Here is a 26,012-nt window from a genome sequence, read left to right as displayed (position 1 = left end):
GGCTCAGCCCACCCGCTGTTCGGCCCTCGGCTCGGGCTTGCGGGCCTGCTCGGCCACGGTGAGGAGCGAATCGGCGCCGGCCACGGCCTCCTTGGCCGGCAGCGCCCGGAACACCCACGTCCGGTACGACCAGAACCGGAACAGGGTCGCGATGCCGATGCCGACGAACTTGAACACGTTGCTCTGGAGCGGACTGTCCCAGCCGAACCCGTACGTCGCCGCGAACAGCAGCCCGTTCTCGATCACCAGTCCCACCGCGCTGAACAGCAGGAACAGGGTCAGTTCCTTCGTCCGCCCGCTCTTGTCGCGGTCACGGTAGGTGAAGTAGCGGAACCCCACGTAGTTGAAGACGATCGACACGACGGTGGCTATGACGCTGGCCCGCACCACCTGCAGGTCGGTCACATGCCGGACCAGGTTGAAGACGCCGAGGTTGACCAGCAGCCCCGCGCCGCCCACGGCTCCGAACTTGGCGAGCTCGCGGACGACCCTCCTCAGCCCCGAGGAACCATGTGCCATGGTCGTACAGGCCCCCGTCCGGGATCGGTTTCGTCAACCCAGCCATGCTAACCACCACTCTTGTCGGTTTCCTGTGGTCCGGCTCACGGGTCGGTGACCAGCGGGGAAGAAGCGGGGAAATGACAGGTATGAGACGGGGAAGGTGCCGGTAAGAGACACGGGATTCGGCCTCGGTGGCGTGGCCGATATCCTGGGGTCGTGACGTTTCCGGTAGTCGGCATGGTCGGCGGGGGCCAGCTCGCTCGTATGACACACGAGGCGGGCATCCCGCTCGGCATCAGATTCAAGCTCCTCAGTGACACCCCACAGGATTCCGCGGCGCAGGTCGTGAGCGATGTCGTCATCGGCGACTATCGCGATCTCGACACGCTCCGTGAGTTCGCCCGCGGGTGCGATGTGATCACCTTCGATCACGAACACGTTCCCACCGAGCACCTCAGGGCGCTGGAGGCGGACGGCATCCCCGTCCGCCCGGGCCCCGACGCGCTGGTGCACGCCCAGGACAAGGGGGTGATGCGCGCGAGACTCGACGCGATCGGCGTCCCCTGCCCCCGGCACAGGATCGTGACCGACCCGGCGGACGTGGCCGCGTTCGCCGCCGAGGGCCTGGCCGAAGGCGACGAGGGCGACGGCTTCCCGGTGGTCCTCAAGACCGTCCGCGGCGGCTACGACGGCAAGGGCGTGTGGGTCGTCGACTCGGCCGAGGAGGCGGCGGACCCCTTCCGGGCCGGCGTCCCCGTCCTGGCGGAGGAGAAGGTCGACTACGTCCGCGAGCTCGCCGCCAACGTCGTACGCTCCCCGCACGGACAGGCGGTCGCCTACCCGGTGGTCGAGTCGCAGCAGGTGGGCGGCGTCTGCGACACGGTGATAGCACCGGCGCCCGGTCTGGACGGCGCCCTCGCCCTGCGGGCCGAGGAGATGGCCCTGCGGATCGCCAAGGAACTGGACGTCGTCGGTCACCTCGCGGTCGAACTGTTCGAGGTACGCAACGCCGACGGCTCCTCCGGCGTCCTCGTCAACGAACTGGCGATGCGCCCGCACAACTCGGGCCACTGGTCGATGGACGGCGCGATCACCTCGCAGTTCGCCAACCACGTCCGCGCCGTCCTCGACCTCCCGCTCGGCGACCCGCGCCCCCGCGCCCCCTGGACGGTCATGGTCAACGTCCTCGGCGGCGACTACCCGGACATGTACTCCGCGTACCTGCACTGCATGGCCCGCGACCCCCAGCTGAAGATCCACATGTACGGCAAGGACGTGAAGCCCGGCCGCAAGGTCGGCCACGTCAACACCTACGGCGACGACCTGGACGACGTCCTCGAACGCGCACGTCACGCAGCCGGTTACCTGAGAGGCACGATCACCGAATGAGCCCTGCCCTCCCGTCGCCCGACCACCACCCCTCGACGAGCGCTGACGCGCCCCCCTTCCCCGTGGTCGGCATCGTCATGGGGTCGGACAGCGACTGGCCCGTCATGGAGGCGGCCGCCCAGGCCCTCGACGAGTTCGAGATCACGTACGAGGTCGACGTCGTCTCCGCGCACCGCATGCCGCGCGAGATGGTCGCGTACGGCGAGCAGGCGGCCGAGCGCGGCCTCAAGGTGATCATCGCCGGCGCCGGCGGCGCGGCCCACCTGCCCGGGATGCTCGCCTCCGTCACCCCGCTGCCGGTGATCGGCGTACCGGTGCCCCTGAAGTACCTGGACGGCATGGACAGCCTGCTGTCGATCGTGCAGATGCCGGCCGGTGTCCCGGTCGCCACGGTCTCGGTGGGCGGCGCCCGCAACGCCGGTCTGCTGGCCGCCCGCATCCTCGCCGCCCACGACGAGGAGCTGCTCACCCGTATGCGGGACTTCCAGCAGGAGCTGAACGACCAGGCCACCGAGAAGGGCAAGCGCCTGCGCGCCAAGGTCCAGGGTTCGAACGGCTTCGGTTTCGGAAAGTGACGGAGATGACCTCACTGGACGCGGCCCGCGAGCTCCTGCGCGAGTTCCCCGTCGTCGACGGCCACAACGACCTGCCCTGGGCGCTGCGCGAGCAGGTCCGCTACGACCTCGACGCCCGTGACATCGCCACGGACCAGCACGCCCACCTGCACACCGACATCCCCCGGCTGCGCGCGGGCGGGGTCGGCGCGCAGTACTGGTCGGTGTTCGTGCGCGCCGACCTCCCCGACGCCGTCCCGGCGACGCTGGAGCAGATCGACTGCGTGCGGCGGCTCATCGCCCGCCACCCGCGGGACCTGCGCGCGGCGCTGACGGCCGCGGACATGGAGGCGGCCCGCGCGGAGGGCCGCATCGCCTCCCTCATGGGGGCGGAGGGCGGCCACTCCATCGCCAACTCGCTCGGCACCCTGCGCGGCCTGTACGCGCTCGGTGTGCGCTACATGACGCTCACCCACAACGACAACGTGGACTGGGCGGACTCCGCGACCGACGAACCCAGGGCCGGCGGCCTGTCCACCTTCGGCCGTGAGGTCGTGCGCGAGATGAACCGCGAGGGCATGCTCGTCGACCTCTCGCACGTGGCGGCGACGACGATGCGGGACGCGCTGGACGCGACGGCCGCGCCGGTGATCTTCTCGCACTCCTCCGCGCGGGCGGTGTGCGACCACCCCCGCAACATCCCGGACGACGTCCTCGAACGCCTCCCCGCCAACGGCGGCGTGGCGATGGTGACCTTCGTGCCGAAGTTCGTCCTCCAGGCGGCGGTCGACTGGACGGCCGCGGCCGACGAGAACATGCGCGCCCACGGCTTCCACCACCTCGCCACCACCCCCGAGGCGATGAAGGTGCACCGGGCCTTCGAGGAGACCAACCCCCGCCCCGTCGCCACCGTCGCGACGGTCGCCGACCACCTCGACCACATGCGCGAGGTCGCCGGCATCGACCACCTCGGCATCGGCGGCGACTACGACGGCACCGCCTTCACCCCCGAAGGCCTCGGCGACGTCTCCGGCTACCCCCGCCTGATCGCGGAGCTCCTCGACCGAGGCTGGTCCGAGCCGGATCTCGCCAAACTGACCTGGCAGAACGCGGTACGCGTGCTCGGCGCGGCGGAGGACGTCGCCCGCGACCTCCAGGCGACCCGGCCGCCTTCCCACGCGACGATCGAATCGCTGGACTGCTGACGGTAACGTCGGTCGGGGCGGGCGGCCGATGCGGCCCCCGCCCCTGCCGGGCCGCCCCTGCCGGGCCGCCCCTGCCGGGCCGCCTCTTCCGGGCCGCCCCTGCCGGGCCGCGCCTCCCGCACCGCCTCTTCCGGGCTGCCTCTGCCGGGCCGCCCCTGCCGGGCCGCGCCTGCCGGGCCGCCTCTTCCGGGCTGCGCCTGCCGGGCCGCCCCTGCCGGGCCGCGCCTGCCGGGCTGCCTCTGCCGGGCCGCCCCTGCCGGGCCGCGCCTGCCGGGCCGCCTCTTCCGGGCTGCGCCTGCCGGGCCGCGCCTGCCGCACCGCCTCTTCCGGGCCGCCCCTGCCGGGCCGCGCCTGCCGGGCCGCCTCTTCCGGGCTGCCTCTGCCGGGCCGCGCCTGCCGGGCCGCCCCTGCCGGGCACCCCCTGCCGGGCCGCGCCTGCCGGGCTGCGCCTCCCGCATCGCCGCTCCCGTCCCGGCGCCAGGTCTCCAGGGCCCCGGGCGACGTGGTCCAGCCCCCGGACGGGCGCCTGACCGGCGCGCGTACCCCGAACGCCCCGTCCACCAGGAAGCGTGGCGTCCTCCGTGCGACGGTGACCGTACTGCTGATCGACGTACGGAGACCGCCATGGCCGACCTCCATGACGAGCCGCACACCCTTCCCCGGGACGGTGAGCTCGACGACGAGGCGCAGGCGGAGGCCCCCTTCACCCCGTACACGCGGCTCGCGGCCGAGCAGACCGCCCTGGACGCCCAGGAAGCCGAGAGCGCCCCGCTGGAGCGTGCCCGCGTCCTCCTGGCCGCGCACCCCGTCGCGGACGGCTACAGCGGACTGCCCTGGGCCCTGCGCCACCTGCCCTGGTACGACCTCCAGCTCGGCGAGGGCGCGGTAGCAACGGACGTGCCCCGGCTGCGGCAGGGCCACGTCGGCGCGCTGCTGTGGTCACTGCACCTGCCCGAGGGACTCGCCGCCGGCCGGGCCGTCGGAGCCACCCTGGAGCAGCTGGATCTCGTCCGGTCGGTGATCGCCGCCCATCCCGAGGGACTGCGGCTCGCCCGCAGCGCCGGCCAGGTCATCGACGCCCGCCACTGCGGCCGCGTCGCCGTGGTCCTGGGCCCGGCGACCGCCGCCGCGCTCGACGACTCGCTGGCCGTCCTGCGCATGCTGCACTCGCTCGGAGTGCGCGTCCTCACCCTCGCCGGCACCTCGTGGGCGAGCGACGGGGGACTGACCCGGTTCGGCGAGGAGGTCGTCCGGGAGATGAACCGGCTCGGCGTGCTCGCCGACCTCTCCGGCGCCTCCGACACCACCGTCGGCCGCGTCCTCGCGCTCTCCAAGACGCCGGTCCTGTGCACCCGCTCCGCGGCCCGCGCACTGCGTCCGCACCCCGCCAACCTGTCCGACGACCTGCTCGCCGGGCTGGGCGCGGCCAAGGGGCTGTGTCTGGTGCCGCTGACCGCCGAGCAGACCGGCCCCGGTCTGCGGGACGTCGCCGACCACCTCGACCACGTCCGCGCGATCGTCGGCGCCGACTGCGTCGGCCTGTCCGGCAGCCACGACTCCGGCGCCGCCCATCCGCGGGGCCTCACCGACGCCTCCGGCTATCCGCACCTGATCGCCGAGCTGCTCGACCGGGGCTGGCCCGAGACCGACATCGCCCTGCTGACCTGGGGCAACGTACAGCGGGTCCTGCGCACCGCGGACTTCACGGCCCGCGCGGCACAGGAGCGCAGAGAGCCGTCGACGGCGCGGATCACGGAGCTGGACGGATAGGGCCTCCCGCCACCCGGCGGTCAGGGCGCCCGGCGGATCAGGGCGGGGGAGCCGCAGGAGCTACGGGCGCTCGATCCGGCACAGGCAGAACGGATGCCCCGCCGGATCGGCGTACACCTGGAAGTCCTTCTTCTCCCGGTCCTCCAGGTCCAGCGGCCGCGCGCCGAGCGCCAGCACCCGCTCGTGGGCCGCGTCGATCTCCGCCCAGGTGGCGCCGCCGTCCAGATCGAGGTGGAACTGCTGGGGATTGCGGTCGGCGCGCGGCCACTCCGGCGGGGTGTAACCCTCCACCTGCTGGAAGGCGATCCGGGGACCGCCGGGGACGTCGAGTACGAACCAGTCCTCCTCGCCGTCCTCGGCATCGGGCGTACCGCCCAGAACCGCCGCGTAGAAGTCGGCGAGCGCGCGCGGATCGGGACAGTCGAGGACCACGGAACGGAAGCGGGCGACGGGCGGCATGAATTCCTCCTGGCTCGAGTGCGGTACGGGGCTTGCGCAGTCGTGGCTTCTGCAGTCGTGGCTTCTGCAGTCGTGCGGGCTCCGACGGTCGGACCGGCTTCCATCGCCGGACCGGCCAGAACGGTCGTTGCGGGGGTTCAGCAGTTGCACAGGCAGAACGGGTGCCCAGCCGGATCGGCGTACACACGCCAGCCGCGCGAGCGGTCGTCCGCGTCCAGCGGCTTCGCGCCGAGCGCGAGCACGCCCCGCTCGGCCGCGTCCAGATCGTCGACGGTCAGGTCCAGATGGAACTGCTGCGAGTGCTCCGGCGCGGGCCACACGGGCGGCACGAACCCGGGGGCGGCCTGGAAGGCCAGCGAATGGCCGCCGGGCACCTTCAGATCCACCCAGTCACCCTCGCCCTCGACGCTGCCGCCCAGCACTTCGGCGTAGAAACCGGCCAGCGCGCCCGGGTCGGGACAGTCCAGAACGACGACACCCAGCTTGGCGAGAGCCATGACTTCTCCTCGCGATCCGAACGGACCTGCCTTCGGGGCACCCGAGCCGGGTCACCCGAAGCCGGTTACCCCTAGAGTCGGGTAACCGGTAACGGTTACTGCATGCTCCGGTATAGGCGGTAACGTCGCAAGCATGAATGACCGATCGGTCGCCCCGGGAGGCCTGGCCCTGGTCGAGTCCCTGGTGAACACGCTGGACATCGAGTCGGGCGCGGACGCGCTGGACACGGCGGAGGGCCGGGCCCGGTTCGGGCTGCCGGAGACCATCGGGGGCGCCGAGGGCGCAGACGGCACCAGGGGCGCCGAGGACGAGCTGGCGCGGGCCCGTGAGCTGCGCGAATCCCTGCGCGCTGCTCTGCTGGCGCACGCGGGCCATCCCCCGCACCGCGAGGTGACCCCGCTGGGCGAGCTGCTGGCGGCGGCGCCCCTGCTGGTCGCGATCGACGAGCACGACGGCTCCGCCCACCTGGCCCCCGCCGGTCTCGCCCCCGCCGCTCTCCCCCCGGCGGGTCCCGCTCCCGCAGGTCCCGTCCCCGTCGGCGCGGTCCCGCTGCTCTCCCGTACGGCCGCGGCGGTGGCGGAGGCGCTGATCGCGGGTACCTGGACCCGACTGAAGGCCTGCGAGGCCGTCACCTGCCACTGGGCGTACTACGACCGCAGCCCGGGGGGCCGGGGGCGCTGGTGCTCGATGCAGGTGTGCGGGGCGCGCGCCAAGATGCGGCGGTACCGGGCGAAGTAGTTCACCGGCCGAGGCACAGGCCGGTGGTGCAGAATGCAGCAAGACGCCGGTTCGGCCGACTGAGCCTCGGCCGAACCGGCGTCGCTCCGTATGCCTCCGCGTCCGCGTACGTTTCCTAGGCGGTCGGGCGGCCCATCGCCCGGTACGTCCAGCCGGCCTTGCGCCACAGGACGGGGTCGAGCGCGTTGCGTCCGTCGAGGATCAGCCGGGTCGTCACGACCTCGCCGAGTTCCGCCGGGTCGAGCTCGCGGAACTCCCGCCACTCGGTGAGGTGGAGTACGACGTCGGCGCCCCGGACGGTCTCCAGGGCCGAGTCGGCGTAGCCGAGCGTCGGAAAGACCCGGCGGGCGTTCGACATCCCCTTCGGGTCGTACACCGTGACCTGGCCGCCCTGGAGATGGATCTGCCCGGCGACGTTGAGGGCGGGCGAGTCCCGTACGTCGTCGGAGTCGGGCTTGAAGGTGGCGCCGAGCACGGCGACCCGCTTGCCCAGGAACGAGCCGCCGCCCAGCGCCTGCCGTGCCAGCTCCACCATCTGCCCGCGCTGACGCATGTTGATGGAGTCGATCTCGCGCAGGAAGGTCAGCGCCTGGTCGGCCCCGAGCTCACCGGCACGCGCCATGAATGCCCGGATGTCCTTGGGCAGACAGCCGCCGCCGAACCCGATCCCGGCCCGCAGGAACTTCTTGCCGATCCGGTCGTCGTACCCGATGGCCTCGGCCAGCTTGGCGACATCGCCGCCGGCGGCCTCGCACACCTCCGCCATGGCGTTGATGAAGGAGATCTTGGTGGCCAGGAAGGAGTTCGCGGAGGTCTTCACCAGCTCGGCGGTGGGGAAGTCGGTGACGACGAACGGCGACCCTTCGCCGATCGGCGTCTCGTAGACCTGCCGCAGCAGCGCCTCGGACCGCTCGCTGCGCACCCCGACGACGATGCGGTCCGGGTGCAGGGTGTCCTGGACCGCGAACCCCTCGCGCAGGAACTCCGGGTTCCAGGCGAGTTCGGCGTCCGCGCCGGCGGGCGCGAGCTCGGCGATCGTCCGGGCCAGCCGGTCGGCGGAGCCCACCGGCACCGTGGACTTGCCGACGACGAGCGCGGGCCGCGCGAGATGAGGAGCGAGGGAGCCGATGGCGGACTCGACGTACGACATGTCGCACGCGTACTCACCGTGCTTCTGCGGGGTGTTCACGCACACGAAGTGGACGTCGCCGAAGGCCCCCACCTCGGCCCAGTCCTGGGTGAACCGCAGCCGCCCGCTGGAGCCCTCGAACCCGGGGACGTGCCGGCGCAGCAGCTCCTCGAGCCCCGGCTCGTACATGGGGGTCTCGCCGCGTTCGAGCATCTTGATCTTTTCCCGCACGACATCGAGAGCGAGCACCTCGAAGCCCAGTTCGGCCATGGCCGCGGCGTGCGTGGCGCCGAGATAGCCGGTGCCGATCACGGTGATCTTGAGGGCCATGGATGCTCCTGGTGGGGGTGTCGTCGCTGCAGCGCCCGAGCATAGTCGGGGCGTACCTGCTCCCCCCACCGGGCAGTTGTCGGACAGGGCGGCCCTGTCGCCAAGCTCACGTATCACTCGGATGGGCGGGCCCTTAAAATCTGAGTTACTTAACGGTAATTAGCGTCGGTGACCGTAGCGTTTTTTGGAGCTGAGACACCTTGGCCGGATCGGCTGACTTCGACCTGTACCGCCCGTCCGAGGAGCACGACATGCTCCGCGACGCCATCCGCTCGCTCTCCGAGGCGAAGATCGCGCCGTTCGCCGCCGCGGTGGACGAGGAGGCCCGGTTCCCGCAGGAGGCGCTGGACGCCCTGGTGGCGAGCGACCTGCACGCGGTGCACGTTCCCGAGTCGTACGGCGGCGCCGGCGCGGACGCCCTCGCCACGGTGATCGTGATCGAGGAGGTGGCGAGGGCCTGCGTGTCCTCCTCCCTGATCCCCGCGGTGAACAAGCTGGGCTCCCTGCCGGTGATCCTCTCGGGCTCCGAGGACCTGAAGAAGAGGTACCTGACGCCGCTCGCCAAGGGCGACGCGATGTTCTCGTACGCCCTCTCCGAGCCGGACGCCGGCTCGGACGCGGCCGGCATGAAGACGAAGGCGGTCCGGGACGGCGACCACTGGATCCTCAACGGCGTGAAGCGCTGGATCACCAACGCCGGCGTCTCGGAGTACTACACGGTGATGGCCGTGACGGACCCGTCGAAGCGTTCGAAGGGCATCTCGGCCTTCGTCGTGGAGAAGTCCGACCCGGGCGTCTCCTTCGGCGCCCCGGAGAAGAAGCTGGGCATCAAGGGCTCCCCGACCCGCGAGGTCTACTTCGACAACGTCCGCATCCCGGCCGACCGCATGATCGGCGAGGAGGGCACGGGCTTCCTGACCGCGATGAAGACCCTGGACCACACCCGCATCACGATCGCCGCGCAGGCGCTGGGCGTCGCCCAGGGCGCCTTCGACTACGCCAAGGGCTATGTCCAGGAGCGCAAGCAGTTCGGCAAGGCGATCGCCGACTTCCAGGGCATCCAGTTCATGCTCGCCGACATGGCCATGAAGATCGAGGCCGCCCGTCAGCTGACGTACGCGGCGGCGGCCAAGTCCGAGCGGCTGGACGCCGACCTCACCTTCCAGGGCGCGGCCGCGAAGTGCTTCGCCTCGGACGTGGCGATGGAGGTCACCACGGACGCGGTCCAGCTCCTGGGCGGCTACGGCTACACGCGGGACTACCCGGTGGAGCGGATGATGCGCGACGCGAAGATCACCCAGATCTACGAGGGAACGAACCAGGTCCAGCGGATCGTCATGGCGAGGAACCTGCCGTAGGCGGTCGCTGAGCCGACGGTCGAAGGGTGCCCAGGGGATGGGCACCCTTCACTGCTTCTCAGCTCGAATCCGATCCCGGCCCGGCACCGCGGACACGGCCGGGTCGTCTCCGGCGGCTGTGTGCCGACGCTCATCGACGCGCGATCCCGCCCCCACGGCCCCTCCCCAGAGGATGTCCGCACCTGACAGCGGAAGCCGATCGGGGCAGGGCGTTCGGATGAAGCGCCTGCTCAGTCCCCGAATCCCTCCGCGACCCGGCGCTCGCGCAGTTCCCTGATCGCCCGCCGCCGGGCCAGCCGGTGGGTGCGGCGGATCTGGGCCTCCTGGTAGCGGCGTTCGTCGCGTTCCGTCTCCGGGAACACCGGGGGGACCGCGCGGGGCTTGCCGTCGGCGTCGACAGCGGCGAAGACGAGGTAGGCCGAACCCACCTGGGTGGCCGGAGCGGACTCGTTCCAGCGCTCCGCCAGAACCCGGACGCCGATTTCCATCGACGTCCTGCCGGTCCAGTTGACCTGGGCCTTCACATGGACGAGGTCGCCGACGCGGACCGGCTCCAGGAACACCATCTCGTCCATGGACGCGGTGACGGCGGGCCCGCCGGAGTGTCGTCCGGCTACCGCGCCCGCCGCGTCGTCGACGAGTTTCATGATCACACCGCCGTGCACCGTGCCCAGCAGGTTGGTGTCGTTGTGGGTCATGATGTGGCTGAGCGTGGTGCGGGACGCGGAGGTCGGCTTGCCCGGGATGTCCGTGGTGCTGCCCGAGTCCGCCGCGGTGACCTGGTCTGTCATGACCTCCACCTTATGCCGAGGGGGACAACCCGGGATTTTGTGTCAGCTTGGCAACAGCGGGGCTCTGATTCTCCGACGGCCCTTGTACGGCACACAGCACTGCCCTGCACACTGGTCCGCATGAACGATTGGCCCGAGGGATGGTCCGACAGTGACCGCGGCAACCGGTACGGCGGCGGCAGCGCGAACGCGCAGCCCGAGAGCCCGCGTGTCATGCGGCAGGTCCGCCGCGGCCCGGCCGCGCCGCCGCAGGGCGCCGGCGTCCCGCCGCAGCCGTCGTACGTCAACGGCCAGGGGTACGGCGACTACACGAACGCGCAGAACACCGGCTACGACAGCGGCTACAGCTCGGGCGAGGTCTACGGGGGCGGAGGCGATCCCGGTGGCCCGGGAGACGTCGGCACCCGCGCCCCGCGCCCCGCGCCGAACTGGCGTCGGCGTATCAAGTGGACGGCGATCACCGTTCTGACCGTGCTGGTCGTCACGACGGTTGGCACCTACTTCTGGGCCGACGGCAAGCTGAAGCGCGAGGTCGACCTGTCGAAGGTCATCGACCGGCCCGAGGGCGGCGACGGGACGAACTACCTGATCGTCGGCTCCGACAGCCGTGAGGGCCTGTCCGCCGAGGAGAAGAAGGAACTGCACACCGGTTCCGCCGAGGGCAAGCGCACGGACTCGATGATGATCCTGCACGTCGGCTCCAACGGCGACACGCTGGTCTCGCTCCCGCGCGACTCCGACGTGGAGATCCCGACGTTCGTCGGCTCCGAGTCCGGCAAGACGTACAAGGGCACCGGCCGGCACGTGAAGCTGAACGCCGCGTACGCGACGGACGGCCCGGAGCTGCTGGTGCGCACGATCGAGTTCAACACCGGCCTGCGCATCGACCACTACGTCGAGATCGGCTTCGCCGGCTTCGCGAACATCGTCGACGCGGTCGGCGGTGTCGAGATCACCATCGACAAGGCCTTCAAGGACAAGTACTCGGGCGCCGACTTCCAGGCGGGCAAGCAGACCCTGAACGGCGAGGAGGCGCTGGCCTTCGTCCGCACCCGGCACGCGTTCGCCGCGTCCGACCTGGAGCGCACCAAGAACCAGCAGAAGTTCCTCGCGGCCCTCGCCCACGAGGTGGCGACCCCGGGCACGGTCCTGAACCCCTTCGCGCTCTACCCGACGCTGAGCGCGGGCCTGGACTCGCTCATCGTCGACAAGGACATGGGGCTGTACGACCTGGGGTCCATGTTCTTCGCGATGAAGGGCGTCAACGGCGGCGACGGCACCTCGCTGAACATGCCGATCTCGGGCTCCTCCGGCGGCAACCTCGTCTGGGACAAGACGAAGGTGAAGCAGCTGGTGAACGAGTTGAACAACGACGAGAAGGTCACGGTCACCGGCAACTGAGCCGCCGTGACCCGTTCATGAGCAGGGGCGCCCGCACCGGGCGCCCCTGCTCGCGTTCAGGCGGCGGTCACATCGTGGCGCCGGCCATCGTGCGGCACATCTCGGCGCAGCGGCGACAGGACTCGGCGCAGCGCATCATCTGGGGATCGTCCGGCATGGCCATACACGCCTCGGCGCACATGTCGCACGCCTTGGCGCACATCGCGCACATCTCGGCCGACATGGGCGAGCGCCGCATCATCATGTCGGCGCACATGCGGGTCGTCTCGGAGCAGTCCATGAGCGCGCGCATGATCTGCATCTGGGCCTGGCCGCCCATCTGCATGCAGGAGCTCATGGTCTCCTCGCACATGCTGTGGCAGGACATGCACGCCTCGACGCAGTCCTGCATCTCCTTGCTCATGGTGGTCATGGTTCCGTGCTGGGTCATGGCTCCTCCTGGGGGTGAGGGGGCCCGGCGGGCCCCGTGCGTGCCCTTCCGTCGTACGCCTCCCACCCGCCCCGCGCCATCGGGAGGACGGGACCAATCCGCACGTTTCACACCAGAAGCGCACATCGGCCTAGGAGCAGCCCACCTCGTCCCCCCGCACCACTCCGAACTCCCCTTGCTCCGCGTGAGCCGCCCGCACCTTCCGCACCTGGCGGAAGTCCGTCCCCGCGATGACCTTCAGGGTCGGCCCGAGGCCCTTCACGGGCCGCAGTTCGCTGCCCGGAAGAGCGGTCGCGAGGGATTTCGCGGAGCGGTCCCAGCGGGGGTCGTAGGCCACGACCGTGCGCCGGGCGGTGGGGTGGGCCGCGCTGACCGGCTGCCGGGTGGTGCGGAAGCCCGTCGCGGCCAGCGCCGCGTCCACCCGCTTGCCGAGTCCCGCCGTACGGGTGCCGTTCACGACCTGGACGCGGATCTGCTGCGGGGCCACGTCCACCCGGACCGCCCCGCTGGGCCGGGGGCCGGGGGCGAGGGGCTCGTCGTCGCGCAGGGCCCGGAACAGGCGCCGCGACCTCACCGGGTCCCACTTCAGCGTCGAGCCGATGCCTTTCGCGACGTATCCCATCTGACCGATGGGCACGGTCGTGAACTCGGAGGAGGACGGGGAGAAGGTGCGCATCGCCCGGCCGAGGTCGAGTAGTTCGTCCGTGCCGAAACCCCGGTCCGCCCGTACCGAGCCGAGCACCGCGCGCGTCACGTCCCGGAACTTCAGGGGGTTCAGCAGGACCCCGGAGGAGGTGGCGCGGTCCACCAGGGCCGCCAGAAAGCGCTGTTGCCGCTTCATCCTGCCCAGGTCCGAGGAGGCGTCCGCGTGCCGGGAGCGGACGTACTGGAGGGCCTGGCCGCCCTTGAGCGTGTATGTGCCCGGCGCCAGGTCCAGTCCCGTGTACGAGTCCTTCAGGGGCTCCGCCGTGCAGACCCTGACCCCGCCCAGCACGTCCACCGTCTTCATGAAACTGGTGAAGTCGACCTCCAGGTAGTGGTCGATCTTCACGTGGGTCATGCTCTCGACCGTGCGGACGGTGAGCTGCGGCCCGCCCTCCGCGTACGCCGCGTTGATCCTGACCGGGTGGCCCCGGTGCTCCTCGCCGGTGACCTGGTCGGTGTGCGGGGGCGTCTCCGCGTAGGAGTCGCGCGGGAGACTGACGACGCTGGCCCGCTCACGGTCCTCCGAGATGTGCACGATCATGATCGTGTCGGTGCAGTGGCAGGGGGCCCCGCCCAGGCGGTACCGGAGGCGCTCCGCCTGCGTGATGTCGTCGCGGCCGTCCGTGCCGACCAGCAGGACGTTCATGCCGTGGCCGGCCCGCGGGCGGTTCTTCATGTCCTTGAAGGGGTCGACCCGGGCGATGTCCGCGTCAAGACTGGAGACCACCGAGTGACCGATCCCGGCGGCGGCGAGGAGCACCACCGAGAGCGTGGTCGTCGCCCGCATGGCCCAGCGGGGGCGACCGCGTCGACGGGAGGGGCGGGGTGCGCGGCGCGGTGGGCGGGGGTGACGCGGGGACCGGGGCGGTGTGGTGGGCATACGGGGCACCTCCGGGCGGCCGTGGGCGGGGCGAGCCGTTGGAACGGTAGGCCCATACGATCTGCCGACCGGGGCAGCGCACCCGGCGGCGCGGGCCGTGTCCCCCGTTCGCGGTAACGTGAGCCCCCTATGAACGCCAAGCCCGACGTGCAGCTCCCCGCCGTGTCCGTCATCATGCCCGTCCTCGACGAGGAGCGGCATCTGCGCGGAGCCGTCCAAGCGATCCTCGCGCAGGAGTACGCCGGCGAGATGGAGGTCGTGATCGCCATCGGTCCGTCCACGGACCGTACGGAAGAGATCGCGGCCGAGCTCGTCGCCGAGACGGCCTCCGACCGGAACAAGCGCGTGCACACGGTCCCCAACCCCACCGGGCGTACGCCCGCCGCGCTCAACGCCGCGATCAAGGCCTCCCGCCATCCGATCGTCGTCCGCGTCGACGGGCACGGCATGCTCTCCCCGAACTACATCGACACCGCCGTACGGCTCCTGGAGGAGACCGGCGCGCAGAACGTCGGCGGGATCATGCACGCCGAGGGCGAGAACGACTGGGAGCACGCGGTGGCCGCGGCCATGACCTCGAAGATCGGGGTCGGCAACGCCGCCTTCCACACCGGGGGGCAGGCCGGCCCGGCGGAGACCGTGTACCTCGGTGTCTTCCGGCGGGCCGCGCTGGAGCAACAGGGCGGCTACAACGAGGAGTTCATCCGCGCCCAGGACTGGGAGCTGAACTTCCGGATCAGGGAGGCCGGCGGGCTCATCTGGTTCTCGCCCGAGCTCAAGGTGTCGTACCGGCCGAGGCCCACCGTCAAGGCGCTCGCCAAGCAGTACAAGGACTACGGCCGTTGGCGGCACGTCGTCGCCCGCTACCACGAGGGCTCCATCAACCTGCGCTATCTCGCCCCGCCGACCGCGGTGTGCGCGATGGCCGCCGGGATCGTGGTGGGCGCCGTGCTCACCCCGCTGGGCTTCGTGATCCCCGGCGGCTACCTCGCGGCGATCGTCGCCGGTTCGTGGCCGGCCGGCAAGGGGCTGCCGCTGAAGGCACGGCTCCAGATCCCCGTGGCCCTCGCCACCATGCACATGTGCTGGGGTTTCGGCTTCCTGACCAGTCCGAAGGCGCTGGCCAGGAAGGTCATCGCGTCGCGGCGCCCCGCGGTCCTCAGCGACGCGCACTGAGCAGCGCGAGGCGCGCACCGAGCACCTTCGCAGCACACCTTCGTATCCGCTCCGAAGCGCTTCCTTCGCAGCACACCGTCGTATCGCTCAGAAGCGCCTCAGAAGTGCTTCGAAGCGCCTTTGATGCCGCCTCCGGAGTGATTCCGGAGGCGGCATCGGGGCACCACGGGACCCGGGCTACCAGGTGTAGTTCGGGTCCACGTGCATGCACTGGGTGGTGTCGGAGGCGTTGATCGCTCCGGCCGTGTCGGGCGTCTTGTCGTCCTTCACCGGCGCCTTGTAGGCCGTTCCCGACCGCCAGTCGGCGCCCACGACGAGCGTGACCCCGGAGACCTCCGTGGACTTCTTCACCTGGCTCGCCGGGATGCCGAGGGCCTTGGCGACGGCCAGGGCGTCGCCCTGGAGGTCGGCGCTCGGGTAGCGGACCACCGTGCCCGGCGAGGCCGTGGCCGACGAGGTGTCCGCGACGGCCTCGGTGAAGCCCTTGCCCGTCAGCAGCTCCTTCACCGCCGTCGCCCGCCCGCGGACCGCCGCCTGTGTGCTCGTGGACGTCCCGTTGTGCACCTGCACCGCGATCCGGTCGTTCGCGGCGGCCGCGTCCGTGACCGTCGGGGACGGGCTGGGGGTGACCTTCTTCGCGTCCTTGCCGTCCAGGGCGATGTCCTCGCGCACCAGACGGAACAGCTGCTTGGCGTCCTCCGTGGGGACCACCCGGCTGCCCTGGTAGCGGTTGGGCATCGTCGTCATCGTGATGCGGTCGGTGGGCACCTTCTGCAACTCGCCCGCCAGGTCGTACATCTTCGTGATGGTGTCGAGGCCGTCGTCGACGGTGATCGCCTTCGTGGCCGCCTCGGCCAGCTTGCGCAGCTTGTTGGGGTTGGTCAGCTTGGCGTTGGCGCGCAGCTCGCGGACCATCGAGTTCATGTACATGTGCTGCGCCTTGGCGCGGGCCAGGTCGGTGTCGTCCTCGAAGCCGTAGCGGGTGCGCAGCCACTGAAGGGCCTGCTTGCCCTTGACCGAGTGCGTGCCCTCCTCCAGCTTCAGGCCGGATCCCTTGCCGCTGCTCGTGTGCGAGTAGACGTTGGCGTCCACGCAGACCGGCACACCGCCGATCGCGTCCGCCATCGAGACGACACCCGCGAAGTCGATCATCATGAAGTGGTCGATGTGGATGTCGGTGAGCTTCTCCCAGGTGGCCACCGTGCAACCCGGGCCGCCGCGGCTGAGCGAGGCGTTCGTCATCTCGCCCTGCAGTGCCTTGTAGGTGGTCCCGTCGTCGGGGTCCGTGCACTTGGGGATGTCCAGCAGGGTGTCGCGAGGCATGCTCACCACCGACATGTTGCTGCGGTCCGCCGATATGTGCAGCAGCATCTGGACGTCCGCCAGCGGGGGACCGCCGAAGTCGTACTTTGCGCCGCCGAGCTTCTGGTTCGCCGCGGTGTCACGGGCGTCCGAGCCGATCAGCAGGATGTTCAGCGCCGTCTGGCCCTCGGAGTTGGCCTTGGTTCCGGCTGCCCGGTCCTTGGCGTCGCCGATGTTCAGGTCGTCGTGCTTGATGTTCGAGTTGAGATGCTCGTAGTAGAGGTATCCGGCCCCCGCGCCGCCGAGTATCACCACCGCGAGCACCGTCGCCGACCAGCGCAACGCGCGTCGACGTCGGCGTCTGCGATCCGGGCCGCGGCCCGCGCCGCGCCCCCTGCCGCGTCTGCCGCCCCCCTCGGACGCGCCCTTGTCCTGTTGTTCCCGCGTCGTCAAGGACATCGTGTCCTCGACCGCGGGAACCTCTCTCCGCACCCCGCTGCTCCCCGCCAATTCCCCTGCCCCTCCCCGCCGTGCGCCTGACACGGGCCCGTCCCGCGTCAAGTCAGACGCTCGACGGGCCCGAAGGGTTACCTACTTGGCGCACTCGACCTTGTCCGCCGTGGACTTCTGGACCGTGTCCGGCACGGCGGTCGGAGTCGTGAGCGAGACGCCCGCGCCCTTGAAGTCCTTGCCCAGGGTCAGCGTCATCGTCGGCAGACCCTGGCTGTTCTCGACGCTCTTGCCCGGCTTCAGCGCGGTACCGGGCAGCCCCATGATGGCGGCGAGCTTGCGTGCCTGGTCGGCCTGGTCGGGCGCGTACTCGAGTGTCGTCCTGCTCAGCACCGCGGGCGCGTTGCCCGCGTTCTCGGACTTCGTCACGCCCTCATCATTCTGCAGCCAGTTAAGAGTCTCCTGTGCGCTGCCGGCCGGGGCGCCGCCGTTCATGACCTGCACCCGCACCGCGGAGGCGGCCGACCGAGTGCCCTTGAGACGGGCCGCCGCGGCCGCCGCGGCCGCGTCCTTCGACGCCGCCGCCTGCTCCTTCACCGCGGTGAAGGAGACATCGTCCTTGATCATCTGGAAGACGGTCGGCGCGGTCGAAGTGTTCACGACGACCGTGGCCTTGACCTTCTCGGCCGGGTTGTCGACGACCGGCACGGTGGTGAAGGTCAGGTTCTTGACGTTGAGCTTGCCCAGCTCCAGACCGAGGTCCTTGAGCTTGTCGATGCTGTCCAGCTGGGAGTCGACGGTCAGCGCCTTGGTGCCCGCCTCCGCCAGCTTGATCATCTTGGTGGGGCTGGAGAGCGTGTCGTTCGACTTCAGCTTGCGCATCAGCGCGCTCAGGAACTGCTGCTGCAGGGCGATCCGGCTCAGGTCGCCGCCGAAGCCGACGGAGTGCCGGGTGCGCACGAAGGCCAGCGCCTGCTCGCCCTCGATGGTGTGCGTGCCCTTCGACAGTTTCAGATGCGAGTCGTCGTCGTCGATGTCCTTCGCCAGGCACACCTCGACGCCGCCGACCGCCGTGGTCAGCGTCTTGACCGCGTTGAAGTCGGCGACCATGAAGTTGTCGGCCTGGATCCCGGTCAGCTCGGTGACCGTGCGCACGGTGCAGCTCGGCGTGCGCTCGTCCTGCCCGAGGCTGGTGTTGAAGCGGACGTTGTCCGTGCCCTTGATGACCTTGGTGGAGCCGTCCGCCTGCTTGGTCTGGCAGTCCGGCACGTTCACGATCAGGTCGCGCGGGATGCTGAGCGCGGTCGCGTTCGTCCGGTCCTTGGAGACGTGCAGCAGGATCGTGGTGTCCGCGTGGCCCACGCTGCCGGAGTCCCCGTAGCCCTCGTTGCCCGAACCGGTGCGCTTGTCGGTGCCGATCACCAGCAGGTTGATCGCCTTGTCCTTGCTGAAGCCACCGGTGCTCGCGCCGTCGTCGGAGACGGACGTGATGTTGTCGTTGAGGTGCTCGAGATAGAGGTAGGCCGCACCGGCGGTGCCCACCAGGACGAAGGCCATGATCCCGCCGGTCCACAGCAGGATCTTCTTCGCCTTCGACTTCTTCTTCACCGGCCGGCGTCCACGCCGGTTCGCCGCCGGTTCCTCCGCCGGTACGCCCCGGCGACGGCGCGACGAAGGCACCTGCGAGCCCGGCGCCTCCTCGGACGGCGACGAAGGCGACTGCCGGCCCGGCGCCGCCGTACGGCCGCGCGTCGAGCCTCCTTCGCCTCCGGTCCGACCGGAGTCGGATCTACGAGGACCGGGCACCGCCGACTGCGGTGCGGAAGCACTCAGTCGCAGTTCGTATTCACCGGTGTTCGGATTGAGCACCCACTGGTCTGCGGGATCGATGTTGTCCGCCCGCCCACGGCCTTGCGCGTCCACGGTTGTCCGAATCCTCCGTCGGGGCCACGCGGCGCCTTTCCCCCTTCAAAGGCGCTCGGGTCTCGGTCACTCGGTGCGCGACCCCAGGAGAGACCTCGTGGCCGGGTGCACCGGATCGCTCACACTATCCGCCCTGTTCGGCGTCGAGCGACGGCCGTGACACATTCCACGCCCCTACAACCGGGCAATCCGCCCTATTTCTTTGAACTCGTGTTCGTTGCGAGGGGTCGACTTGGCAAGCGCTTTACCCGCAGTCGTCCTCGGCGGCGGTGTTCCCGCGGAACGTGGGGGCGGGCGGAGTGGGTGAAACCGGCCCGGAAGCCGCACGTCCCGCCGCCCTCGTTCCGAACGGGCCGTGATCGCCCGACTCCGCGGGGGCGGGGTTCGTGGGAATCTCCTGAGAAACAACCACCGGCATGTCCGTTCGCAGCCGTTCGAAGAGTTTCTCCGCCTCGGGCTCCACAAGTTGGTCGCGATTGGCGTTGTAGACGTACGACTCCCGCGGAACGGTCAGGAATTGCACATGTTCGGTGGGAATGTCCCGCAGTCCGCGCACGAGTTCGTACAGTCCGCGCAGACTCGCCAGATCCGGGTCGGTGGTGAGTGAGGACGTGGCCGAGTCCAGCAGCGGATACAGCTTCACCGGGTTCAGTAGGACGTCATTGCTCCGCACCTTGTTGACGAGTGCCCCGAGGAACCGCTGCTGCCGGTCCATCCGGTCGGTGTCACTGCCGTTCCCGAGCGATTTGCGGGCCCGCACGTATCCGAGCGCCTGCTCCCCGTCGAGCGTGACCTTCCCGGCGGGCAGCCGCAGTTTGGCGGCCTTGTCGTCGATCGGCTCCTTCAGGCACACCTCCACCCCGTCCACGGCGTCGACCATGTCCTTGAACCCGCTGAAGTCGACGACCACGTGGTGATCGATCCGCACCCCCGTCAGCTTCTCCACCGTCCGGATCGTGCAGGCCGAACCTCCGCTCTGGAAGGCGTAGTTGAACATCGCGAACATCGGCTCGGTCCGCTTCCCGTCCGGCCGTAGGCAGCCCGGTACGTCCACCATCAGATCGCGCGGGACGGAGACTGCGGTGGCGCTGCGCCGCCCGGCCGCCAGATGCAGCAGGATCGTCGTGTCCGACCGCTCGGTCCCGGAGTCCCGCCCGTACTCGCGGTTCCCGTCCCCCGACCGTGAATCGGACCCGATGAGCAGGACGTTCTGCGCGTCCTTCACCAACGAGGTCGGCCGCTCCTTCGCGTACCGCGCGAGCTCCGCCGCGGCCGCGTTGTCGGGCGTGATGTTCCCGTCGAGCTTCGCGTAGACGACCCACCCCGCCACCCCGGTCCCCAGCACGACCACCCCCACCGCGCCCGCCCCGTACCGCACCCACCGCCGCCGACGCCGCCGTATGAGCCCCCGCCCGTCGGCGGACGCCCCCACCCCCGGCCCGAGGGGCCCACCCGAACCCGCCGCTTCCCTCACGTGCGATCCACCCCTCCCGCTTCCGGTCCCACGTCGGACGAGCGTGCAGAGCTGCCCTTACGACGATGCCGCGAAGCAGGCCACGGGGCCGGGCGGGGCGGGCCGAACGGGTGAGGCGGCCGGCGCGCGTCCGGCGTTCGGTGGGCGGCGGACGGTGAGCCCGGCCGTCCGGCGTTTGGGTGGGCGGCGGACGGTGAGCCCGGGCGCGGCAGGAGCCGTGGGCACACTGGCGGGCACTGCGCGGGGGCGCGTGAATCCGGCTCGTCCGGTGTCTCGTGGGTGGGGGGACGCAAAACCAGCCCGTCCGGCGCCTTGTGGGCGGGGGTACGTGATAACAGCCCGTCCGGCGTTTGAGGACGAGGCCCCTTCAGGGCCGAAGCGGGGGTCTGGGGGCGCCCAGCGCCCGGCGCCGGCGCCGACGCCGATGGGAGCTGCCGCCCGCGCCGGCGCCGTCCCTGCCGCCGGCCCGCGCGGCTACCGAGCCGTGGCCGTCACCCGCTCACTCTCCACCCGCCGGGCCACAGCCTCCTCCCCGGCCTCCGCCAGGTTCCGGCACAGCACCACGGACCCCCCGCTCGCCAGCGGCGCGTACAGCCCGGCGCTGAGCCCCTCCCACGTGTCGTACGGCAGTCCCGACAGCAGCCGGGAACCGGGCCCCGTGAGTCCCAGCCCCGCCGCCGACGCCCGCGCCCGCTCCACGATCTCGGCCCCGGTGTACTCGGCCCCGGCCACGATCAGCGAGGGTTCCTCGGGGTCGACGGGGGCATACGGCGCGAAACGGTCCCCGAAACTGGGGACGTTCACGGCGTAGTCGTCGTACCCCTCCGGAGGACCCGGCACGAACCGTCGTCCGAGGGGCGCCAGCGACAGCGCGTACCGCTCGCCCCGGCACGCCAGCCCCGCCTCGAACTGCCCGGGCCCGGCGACGACGAAGTCCGCCCGCGCCGGATCCCCGGCCACGTCCGCGACGACCCCCACGGACGAACACGCCAGCAGCCACACCGCCGTCTGCCAGTGCGCGGGCAGCAGCAGCGCGACCCGGTCGCCGGGCTCGGCGGACAGTCCGTCCTGAAGGAGGTTGGCGGTCTTGGCCACCCAGTTGGCGAAGGTGGCCACGGACAATTCGACCCGCTCGCCCGTGGCGTCGTCGTAGAAGGTCACCAGGGGGCGCGCGGGCTCCGCGGCCAGCGCGGAACGCAGCAGGTCGGCAGGGGTGCGATCGGTAACAGTCACCCGCGCAAGCGTACGCGCCGCCGTGGTCGACCCACCGGGTGCCGGGCCCTCGCGGAGCCACCGGTTCGGCGGAACGCGCCCGACGCCCCGTCAACTCACCGATGGACAGAAATGTATGACTATGTCCAGGATCGTTGGCATGCGTGGATTGCTTGCTTCCTCGATCGGTGTCACCTGCGCGGCGGCACTCGCCCTCCCGCTGACGCCGCCCGCCAACGCGGCGACGGCACGACCGGCGCCGGCCGCAGAGGCGGCGCCCACCGGGACGACCAGGGCCACGAGCCCCGACACCCCGACCACCCCATCCCTGCCCGACCGACCCGACCGACCCGACAACCCCGCTCGCCCCGACCTTCCCGACCTCCCGGGCAGTACCCAGTCGCTGCCCCTCACCGCTCTCGCCGGGAACCGGGACCTGGGCGGCGCCGGCGCCGCCCAGGGCCTGCCCCGCCGGGACGTACGCCACTTCTCCCTCCTCGGCGTCGTCTGGGACGACCCGGCCACGGAACTTCACGGCCGCGTCCAGGTCCGCACCCGCCCGTCCGGCACCGGCCGCTGGTCCGGCTGGCAGGACGTCGAGACCCACAACGCCGACCACGGCGCCGACCCCGGCACGCCCGAGAGCGCCTCGGGACGGGTCCGCGGCGCCACGGCCCCGCTGTGGGTCGGTGACTCCGACGGCGTCGAGATCCGCGTCCATCCGGACACCGAACTCCGTACCGAGGAGACGGCCCGGGGCACCCGTACCTCCTCGACCATCTCCCCGCTCCCCGCCGGCCTGCGCCTGGAACTCGTCGACCCGGGATCGGCGCCCCCCGAACACGCCCCCGCGGGCCCACCCCGCAGCCGGGCACTGGCCACCGGCTCCGGCCCGGCGGACGTCCCGCAAGCGGCGACCGCGGCCGAGGCGCCCCACGGTCCGGCGGGCGCTGAGAACGCGGGAGGCGCCGCGGCCAGGGAAGGCGTCAAGACCGCCGCCATGACCGCCGAGGCGACCGCGGCCTCCGCCGCCAACGCCCCCCTCGCCCCACTCGGCGCCACGGAGATCCCCGCCCTGGACCGCCCGGGCACCGAACGCGAGCTCTTCAGCCTGCGCGGGGCCGACCTGACGGCGGCTCAGCGGGCGAAGCCGTACATCGGCGCGCGCCCGGGCATCGTCACGCGTCGGGGCTGGGGCGCCGACGAGAATCTGCGGGAGAGCGGCTTCCGCTACACGACGACGGTCAAGGCGGCGTTCGTGCACCACACGGCCTCGGGCAACAGCTACAAGTGCTCGCAGGCCCCGTCCGTCATCCGTGGCATCTACCGCTACCACGTCAAGAGCATGGGCTGGCGCGACATCGGTTACAACTTCCTCGTCGACAAGTGCGGGAAGATCTACGAGGGTCGCGCCGGGGGAGTGACGAAGGCGATTCTCGGCGCCCACACCCTCGGTTTCAACACCAACAGCATGGGGATCGCCGTCCTCGGCACATTCACCAGTGCCAAGCCGAACACCGCCACGGTCGACGCCATCGCGCGACTGACGGCATGGAAACTCGGCCTCTTCGGGGCGAATCCGCAAGGAAAGACATACCTGAAGTCCGGGGGTGGCAATCTCTACGGAAAGGGAAAGAACGTACGACTGAATGTGATCTCGGGTCACCGGGACGGGTTCGCCACGGAATGCCCCGGAAGGCAGCTCTACGGCAAGCTCGGCTCGGCCCGCTCCACCGCGGCGCGCTACCAGGGGCGTTGAGGCGGGCGATTCGGTTCGGGAGCCCCGGGGCCTGGGGAGGCCCCGGAGGCCGAAGGCTCCGGACGGCCGGAGCACACATCCAGATGGGGCACATTCAGCAGCCGTCAGGGGGGACAGTCTCCCGAGACTGGGACGGAACACCAACGGCCTGGAAGTCGCCACACAACGGTCTGCATACACTGGCCGGCCGAATGACAGTTCGGCCGGTCCCGGCAGGAAGCAGAGACGACGGTGACAGAAGCGATCCTCCTGGTCGGCGGCAAGGGCACCCGGCTGCGCCCGCTCACGGTGCACACACCCAAACCCATGGTCAGGGCGGCGGGGGTACCGTTCCTGACGCATCAACTGGCGCGGGCGAAAGCGGCGGGCGTGGACCACATCGTCCTCGCGACGAGCTATCTGGCGGAGGTCTTCGAACCGTACTTCGGCGACGGCTCGGCCCTGGGCCTGCACATCGAGTACGTGACGGAGGACGAGCCCCTGGGCACGGGCGGCGCGATCCGCAACGTGGCGTCCCGTCTGCGTTCGGGTCCCGACGATCCGGTCCTGGTCTTCAACGGCGACATCCTCACCGGCCTGGACATCAGAAGGCTGGTGGCCACCCACGAGGCGACGGAGGCGGACGTCTCCCTGCATCTGACGAAGGTGACGGACCCGAGGGCCTACGGACTGGTCCCCACCGACGGGACGGGCAAGGTCCTGGCGTTCCTGGAGAAGCCGCAGACGCCCGAGGAGATCGTCACCGACCAGATCAACGCGGGGGCGTACGTCTTCCGCCGCTCGGTGATCGACACGATCCCGCAGGGCCGCCCGGTGTCGGTGGAGCGCGAGACGTTCCCCGGTCTCCTCTCGGCCGGAGCCCACCTCCAGGGCATGGTCGACTCTACGTACTGGCTGGACCTGGGCACCCCGGCGGCCTTCGTCCGGGGCTCGGCGGACCTGGTGCTCGGCAAGGCCCCGTCGCCCGCGGTTCCCGGCCGCTGCGGCGACCGCCTGATCCTCCCGACGGCCATGGTCGCCCCCGACGCGAAGCTGACGGGCGGCACGGTGGTGGGCGAGGGCGCGTTCGTCGCGGAGGGCGCGAGGGTCTTCGGCTCGACGATCCTCCCCGGCGCCGTCATCGAACCGGGCGCCGTCATCACCGACTCCCTGATCGGCAACCGGGCGCGCGTGGGCGAACGCTCCGTGCTCACCGGCACCGTCATCGGCGACGGCGCGATCGTCGGCCCCGACAACGAACTCCGCGAGGGCGCACGGGTGTGGTGCGACGCGAGAATCCCGGCGGGAGCGGTCCGCTTCTCGTCGGATCAGTAGGGCGATGCCCCTGCGAGCGGCGGGACCGGAATTGCTCAGCCCGTCCGGGGGTGCCCACCGCGGGGGAGATCGAGGACGCGGCCGCCCAGGCCGACACGATGGTCCGGGGAGCAGCACCCGTTAGCTGCACCCCATGGTGAGGATGGGAACGGGTAGGGGCGGCGGGGCGAAACCCCCTCGCCCCGGTTCCCGCAGAGCCCCTCACAGCTTCCCGATGTCGCCCCGCGTCATCCGCGGCGCCCGCCGAGGCGGCACCCGCCCGCTCAACAGGATCAACCGGGCCGCCCGATGCCGCTGCCCCGCATACGGCTCCAGCAGCTCCAGCATCACCGAGTCGTCGGCCCCGCGATCCCCCGCCAACGCCCATCCCACGATCCCCGGCAGATGCAGATCCCCCACGGTCACCGCGTCCGGCGCCCCATGACTGCGCTGCACAGTCTCCGCGGACGTCCACGGCCCGATCCCCGGCACGACCTCCAGGCGGGCCTGCGCCTCGGCCGGAGCCATCCGCATCGCCTCCTCCATCCGGGCGGCCACGCGAACGGCCCGCAGAATCGTCGACGCCCGCTTGTCGTCGACCCCCGCCAGATGCCACTCCCAGGACGGAATCAGCGCCCACGTCCGCGGTGCGGGCATGACCCACAGCCGGCCACCCGCCGCGGGCCCCGGCGCGGGCTCGCCGAACTTGCGCACCAGCAGGCGCCACGCCCGATACGCCTCGTCGGTGGTGACCTTCTGCTCCAGCACGGAAGGGATCAACGACTCCAGCACCAGCCCGGTCCGCGTCAGCCTGAGCCCCGGCCGCCGGTGCCTGGCCGTCGCCACGACGCGATGCCGAGGCACGAACGCCTCCGGCGCGTCAGCGGCCCCGAGCATCTCCGGCAACCGCTCCAACAGCCACTGCGCCCCCGGCCCCCACGCCTCCCCACGCACCGCGCCGCCGTCCGCCGCGACGCGCAGCGTCCCCGGCCCGGCGGGGGTCAGACTGGCCCGCCACACGGACCCGTCCGGCATGGCGCGGAACGTCGGGTCGCCGGGCCCACGCCTGAGCGGTCCGAGCACCAGCCCGAGATCGAGCGGCCCCTCGGGCACCCAGGTCCGCACCCGCCCCGGCGCCGAGACCTGCCGCGGCACTCCGACATACCCGCCGCGCACGGGGACGGGGGCGCCTCCCACGCCCTTGGGGCTGTGGGGGAGGCGGGGGCGGGGAGAGAACCGTCCTGACACGAATGAAGTCCCGGCTGGAGAAGAGGAGCTGCGACGA

General features: G+C 71.2%; 22 protein-coding genes. 10 read left to right on the top strand and 12 right to left on the bottom strand.

Annotated elements, in window-relative coordinates:
- Positions 1–3: 3 nt before the first annotated feature.
- Positions 4–519: a GtrA family protein gene (locus tag ACIPFH_RS27160; RefSeq protein WP_401830310.1), complete on the bottom strand. Its 516-nt coding sequence runs from the start codon at positions 517–519 to the stop codon at positions 4–6.
- Positions 520–717: 198 nt separating this feature from the next.
- Here ACIPFH_RS27160 and ACIPFH_RS27155 point away from each other — a divergent pair, with 198 nt between their 5' ends.
- The 4 genes from ACIPFH_RS27155 (at position 718) to ACIPFH_RS27140 (ending at position 5,419) form a co-directional block, all read left to right on the top strand.
- A complete protein-coding gene (locus ACIPFH_RS27155; protein WP_401830309.1) occupies positions 718–1,890 on the top strand; it encodes a 5-(carboxyamino)imidazole ribonucleotide synthase in 1,173 nt (390 codons plus the stop codon).
- 77 nt (positions 1,891–1,967) lie between these two features.
- Positions 1,968–2,465, top strand: coding sequence for a 5-(carboxyamino)imidazole ribonucleotide mutase (gene purE, locus ACIPFH_RS27150; protein ID WP_401831120.1), 498 nt, complete (start codon positions 1,968–1,970; stop codon positions 2,463–2,465).
- Between the two features lie 5 nt (positions 2,466–2,470).
- Positions 2,471–3,649, top strand: coding sequence for a dipeptidase (locus ACIPFH_RS27145; protein WP_401830306.1), 1,179 nt, complete (start codon positions 2,471–2,473; stop codon positions 3,647–3,649).
- Positions 3,650–4,273: 624 nt separating this feature from the next.
- Positions 4,274–5,419 carry a dipeptidase gene (locus tag ACIPFH_RS27140; RefSeq protein WP_401830304.1) on the top strand — a complete coding sequence of 382 codons (1,146 nt, stop codon included), beginning with the start codon at positions 4,274–4,276 and terminating at the stop codon, positions 5,417–5,419.
- A gap of 60 nt (positions 5,420–5,479) precedes the next feature.
- On the opposite strand, the gene ACIPFH_RS27135 is transcribed toward ACIPFH_RS27140, so the two are convergent.
- The gene (locus ACIPFH_RS27135) at positions 5,480–5,878 is read right to left on the bottom strand and encodes a VOC family protein (protein WP_401830303.1); all 399 of its coding nucleotides are present in this window, start codon (positions 5,876–5,878) and stop codon (positions 5,480–5,482) included.
- A gap of 137 nt (positions 5,879–6,015) precedes the next feature.
- Positions 6,016–6,375, bottom strand: coding sequence for a VOC family protein (locus ACIPFH_RS27130; RefSeq protein WP_401830302.1), 360 nt, complete (start codon positions 6,373–6,375; stop codon positions 6,016–6,018).
- 133 nt (positions 6,376–6,508) lie between these two features.
- Here ACIPFH_RS27130 and ACIPFH_RS27125 point away from each other — a divergent pair, with 133 nt between their 5' ends.
- On the top strand, positions 6,509–7,114 hold the full coding sequence (locus tag ACIPFH_RS27125; RefSeq protein ID WP_401830301.1) for a CGNR zinc finger domain-containing protein: 606 nt from the start codon (positions 6,509–6,511) through the stop codon (positions 7,112–7,114).
- A gap of 115 nt (positions 7,115–7,229) precedes the next feature.
- On the opposite strand, the gene ACIPFH_RS27120 is transcribed toward ACIPFH_RS27125, so the two are convergent.
- Complete coding sequence (locus ACIPFH_RS27120) at positions 7,230–8,573, bottom strand: UDP-glucose dehydrogenase family protein (RefSeq protein WP_401830298.1); 1,344 nt, start codon at positions 8,571–8,573, stop codon at positions 7,230–7,232.
- Between the two features lie 200 nt (positions 8,574–8,773).
- Between ACIPFH_RS27120 and ACIPFH_RS27115 the strand changes: the two genes are divergently transcribed.
- Positions 8,774–9,931, top strand: a complete 1,158-nt coding sequence (locus ACIPFH_RS27115) for an acyl-CoA dehydrogenase family protein (RefSeq protein WP_356247192.1) — start codon at positions 8,774–8,776, stop codon at positions 9,929–9,931.
- A gap of 230 nt (positions 9,932–10,161) precedes the next feature.
- On the opposite strand, the gene ACIPFH_RS27110 is transcribed toward ACIPFH_RS27115, so the two are convergent.
- Complete coding sequence (locus tag ACIPFH_RS27110) at positions 10,162–10,722, bottom strand: acyl-CoA thioesterase (RefSeq protein WP_359121713.1); 561 nt, start codon at positions 10,720–10,722, stop codon at positions 10,162–10,164.
- Between the two features lie 120 nt (positions 10,723–10,842).
- Here ACIPFH_RS27110 and ACIPFH_RS27105 point away from each other — a divergent pair, with 120 nt between their 5' ends.
- A complete protein-coding gene (locus tag ACIPFH_RS27105) occupies positions 10,843–12,123 on the top strand; it encodes an LCP family protein (RefSeq protein WP_401830296.1) in 1,281 nt (426 codons plus the stop codon).
- Between the two features lie 67 nt (positions 12,124–12,190).
- Here the strand turns inward: ACIPFH_RS27105 and ACIPFH_RS27100 are convergent, their stop codons facing one another.
- Both ACIPFH_RS27100 and ACIPFH_RS27095 read right to left on the bottom strand, forming a co-directional pair.
- Positions 12,191–12,553 (bottom strand): four-helix bundle copper-binding protein, encoded by a 363-nt coding sequence (locus ACIPFH_RS27100; protein ID WP_356247186.1) that lies wholly within the window; start codon positions 12,551–12,553, stop codon positions 12,191–12,193.
- A 130-nt stretch (positions 12,554–12,683) separates the two neighbouring features.
- Entirely contained in the window at positions 12,684–14,045 is a 1,362-nt protein-coding gene (locus tag ACIPFH_RS27095) for an LCP family protein (protein WP_401830295.1), read from the bottom strand.
- A 222-nt stretch (positions 14,046–14,267) separates the two neighbouring features.
- Here ACIPFH_RS27095 and ACIPFH_RS27090 point away from each other — a divergent pair, with 222 nt between their 5' ends.
- Positions 14,268–15,314, top strand: coding sequence for a glycosyltransferase family 2 protein (locus tag ACIPFH_RS27090; protein ID WP_401830292.1), 1,047 nt, complete (start codon positions 14,268–14,270; stop codon positions 15,312–15,314).
- Positions 15,315–15,491: 177 nt separating this feature from the next.
- On the opposite strand, the gene ACIPFH_RS27085 is transcribed toward ACIPFH_RS27090, so the two are convergent.
- The 4 genes from ACIPFH_RS27085 to ACIPFH_RS27070 form a co-directional block, all read right to left on the bottom strand.
- Positions 15,492–17,075, bottom strand: coding sequence for an LCP family protein (locus tag ACIPFH_RS27085; RefSeq protein ID WP_401830290.1), 1,584 nt, complete (start codon positions 17,073–17,075; stop codon positions 15,492–15,494).
- A 132-nt stretch (positions 17,076–17,207) separates the two neighbouring features.
- Positions 17,208–18,989 (bottom strand): LCP family protein, encoded by a 1,782-nt coding sequence (locus ACIPFH_RS27080; protein ID WP_401830288.1) that lies wholly within the window; start codon positions 18,987–18,989, stop codon positions 17,208–17,210.
- A gap of 244 nt (positions 18,990–19,233) precedes the next feature.
- Entirely contained in the window at positions 19,234–20,421 is a 1,188-nt protein-coding gene (locus ACIPFH_RS27075; protein ID WP_401831118.1) for an LCP family protein, read from the bottom strand.
- A 516-nt stretch (positions 20,422–20,937) separates the two neighbouring features.
- Positions 20,938–21,696, bottom strand: coding sequence for a TIGR03089 family protein (locus ACIPFH_RS27070; protein WP_401830285.1), 759 nt, complete (start codon positions 21,694–21,696; stop codon positions 20,938–20,940).
- Positions 21,697–21,835: 139 nt separating this feature from the next.
- Between ACIPFH_RS27070 and ACIPFH_RS27065 the strand changes: the two genes are divergently transcribed.
- The gene (locus ACIPFH_RS27065) at positions 21,836–23,434 is read left to right on the top strand and encodes an N-acetylmuramoyl-L-alanine amidase (RefSeq protein ID WP_401830283.1); all 1,599 of its coding nucleotides are present in this window, start codon (positions 21,836–21,838) and stop codon (positions 23,432–23,434) included.
- Between the two features lie 231 nt (positions 23,435–23,665).
- Positions 23,666–24,748, top strand: coding sequence for an NDP-sugar synthase (locus ACIPFH_RS27060; protein ID WP_356247170.1), 1,083 nt, complete (start codon positions 23,666–23,668; stop codon positions 24,746–24,748).
- 201 nt (positions 24,749–24,949) lie between these two features.
- On the opposite strand, the gene ACIPFH_RS27055 is transcribed toward ACIPFH_RS27060, so the two are convergent.
- Positions 24,950–25,975 (bottom strand): DNA-3-methyladenine glycosylase family protein, encoded by a 1,026-nt coding sequence (locus tag ACIPFH_RS27055; RefSeq protein ID WP_401830280.1) that lies wholly within the window; start codon positions 25,973–25,975, stop codon positions 24,950–24,952.
- Between the last annotated feature and the right edge of the window lie 37 nt (positions 25,976–26,012).

The organism is Streptomyces sp. NPDC088157 (assembly GCF_044741545.1).
Taxonomy (GTDB): Bacteria; Actinomycetota; Actinomycetes; order Streptomycetales; family Streptomycetaceae; genus Streptomyces.
The sequence above is the reverse complement of the archived record's forward strand: the minus strand, read 5'-3'. Positions and strand labels throughout refer to the sequence as shown.

Excerpts from the sequence above, each read along its gene's own strand:
- ACIPFH_RS27110 (WP_359121713.1), bottom strand. The coding sequence starts at position 10,722 with ATGACAGACCAGGTCACCGCGGCGGACTCGGGCAGCACCACGGACATC.
- ACIPFH_RS27130 (WP_401830302.1), bottom strand. The coding sequence starts at position 6,375 with ATGGCTCTCGCCAAGCTGGGTGTCGTCGTTCTGGACTGTCCCGACCCG.
- ACIPFH_RS27160 (WP_401830310.1), bottom strand. The coding sequence starts at position 519 with ATGGCACATGGTTCCTCGGGGCTGAGGAGGGTCGTCCGCGAGCTCGCC.
- ACIPFH_RS27120 (WP_401830298.1), bottom strand. The coding sequence starts at position 8,573 with ATGGCCCTCAAGATCACCGTGATCGGCACCGGCTATCTCGGCGCCACG.
- ACIPFH_RS27065 (WP_401830283.1), top strand. The coding sequence starts at position 21,836 with ATGCGTGGATTGCTTGCTTCCTCGATCGGTGTCACCTGCGCGGCGGCA.
- purE (WP_401831120.1), top strand. The coding sequence starts at position 1,968 with ATGGGGTCGGACAGCGACTGGCCCGTCATGGAGGCGGCCGCCCAGGCC.
- ACIPFH_RS27105 (WP_401830296.1), top strand. The coding sequence starts at position 10,843 with ATGAACGATTGGCCCGAGGGATGGTCCGACAGTGACCGCGGCAACCGG.
- ACIPFH_RS27140 (WP_401830304.1), top strand. The coding sequence starts at position 4,274 with ATGGCCGACCTCCATGACGAGCCGCACACCCTTCCCCGGGACGGTGAG.
- ACIPFH_RS27135 (WP_401830303.1), bottom strand. The coding sequence starts at position 5,878 with ATGCCGCCCGTCGCCCGCTTCCGTTCCGTGGTCCTCGACTGTCCCGAT.
- ACIPFH_RS27090 (WP_401830292.1), top strand. The coding sequence starts at position 14,268 with ATGAACGCCAAGCCCGACGTGCAGCTCCCCGCCGTGTCCGTCATCATG.
- ACIPFH_RS27145 (WP_401830306.1), top strand. The coding sequence starts at position 2,471 with ATGACCTCACTGGACGCGGCCCGCGAGCTCCTGCGCGAGTTCCCCGTC.
- ACIPFH_RS27085 (WP_401830290.1), bottom strand. The coding sequence starts at position 17,075 with ATGTCCTTGACGACGCGGGAACAACAGGACAAGGGCGCGTCCGAGGGG.
- ACIPFH_RS27095 (WP_401830295.1), bottom strand. The coding sequence starts at position 14,045 with ATGCGGGCGACGACCACGCTCTCGGTGGTGCTCCTCGCCGCCGCCGGG.
- ACIPFH_RS27100 (WP_356247186.1), bottom strand. The coding sequence starts at position 12,553 with ATGACCCAGCACGGAACCATGACCACCATGAGCAAGGAGATGCAGGAC.
- ACIPFH_RS27125 (WP_401830301.1), top strand. The coding sequence starts at position 6,509 with ATGAATGACCGATCGGTCGCCCCGGGAGGCCTGGCCCTGGTCGAGTCC.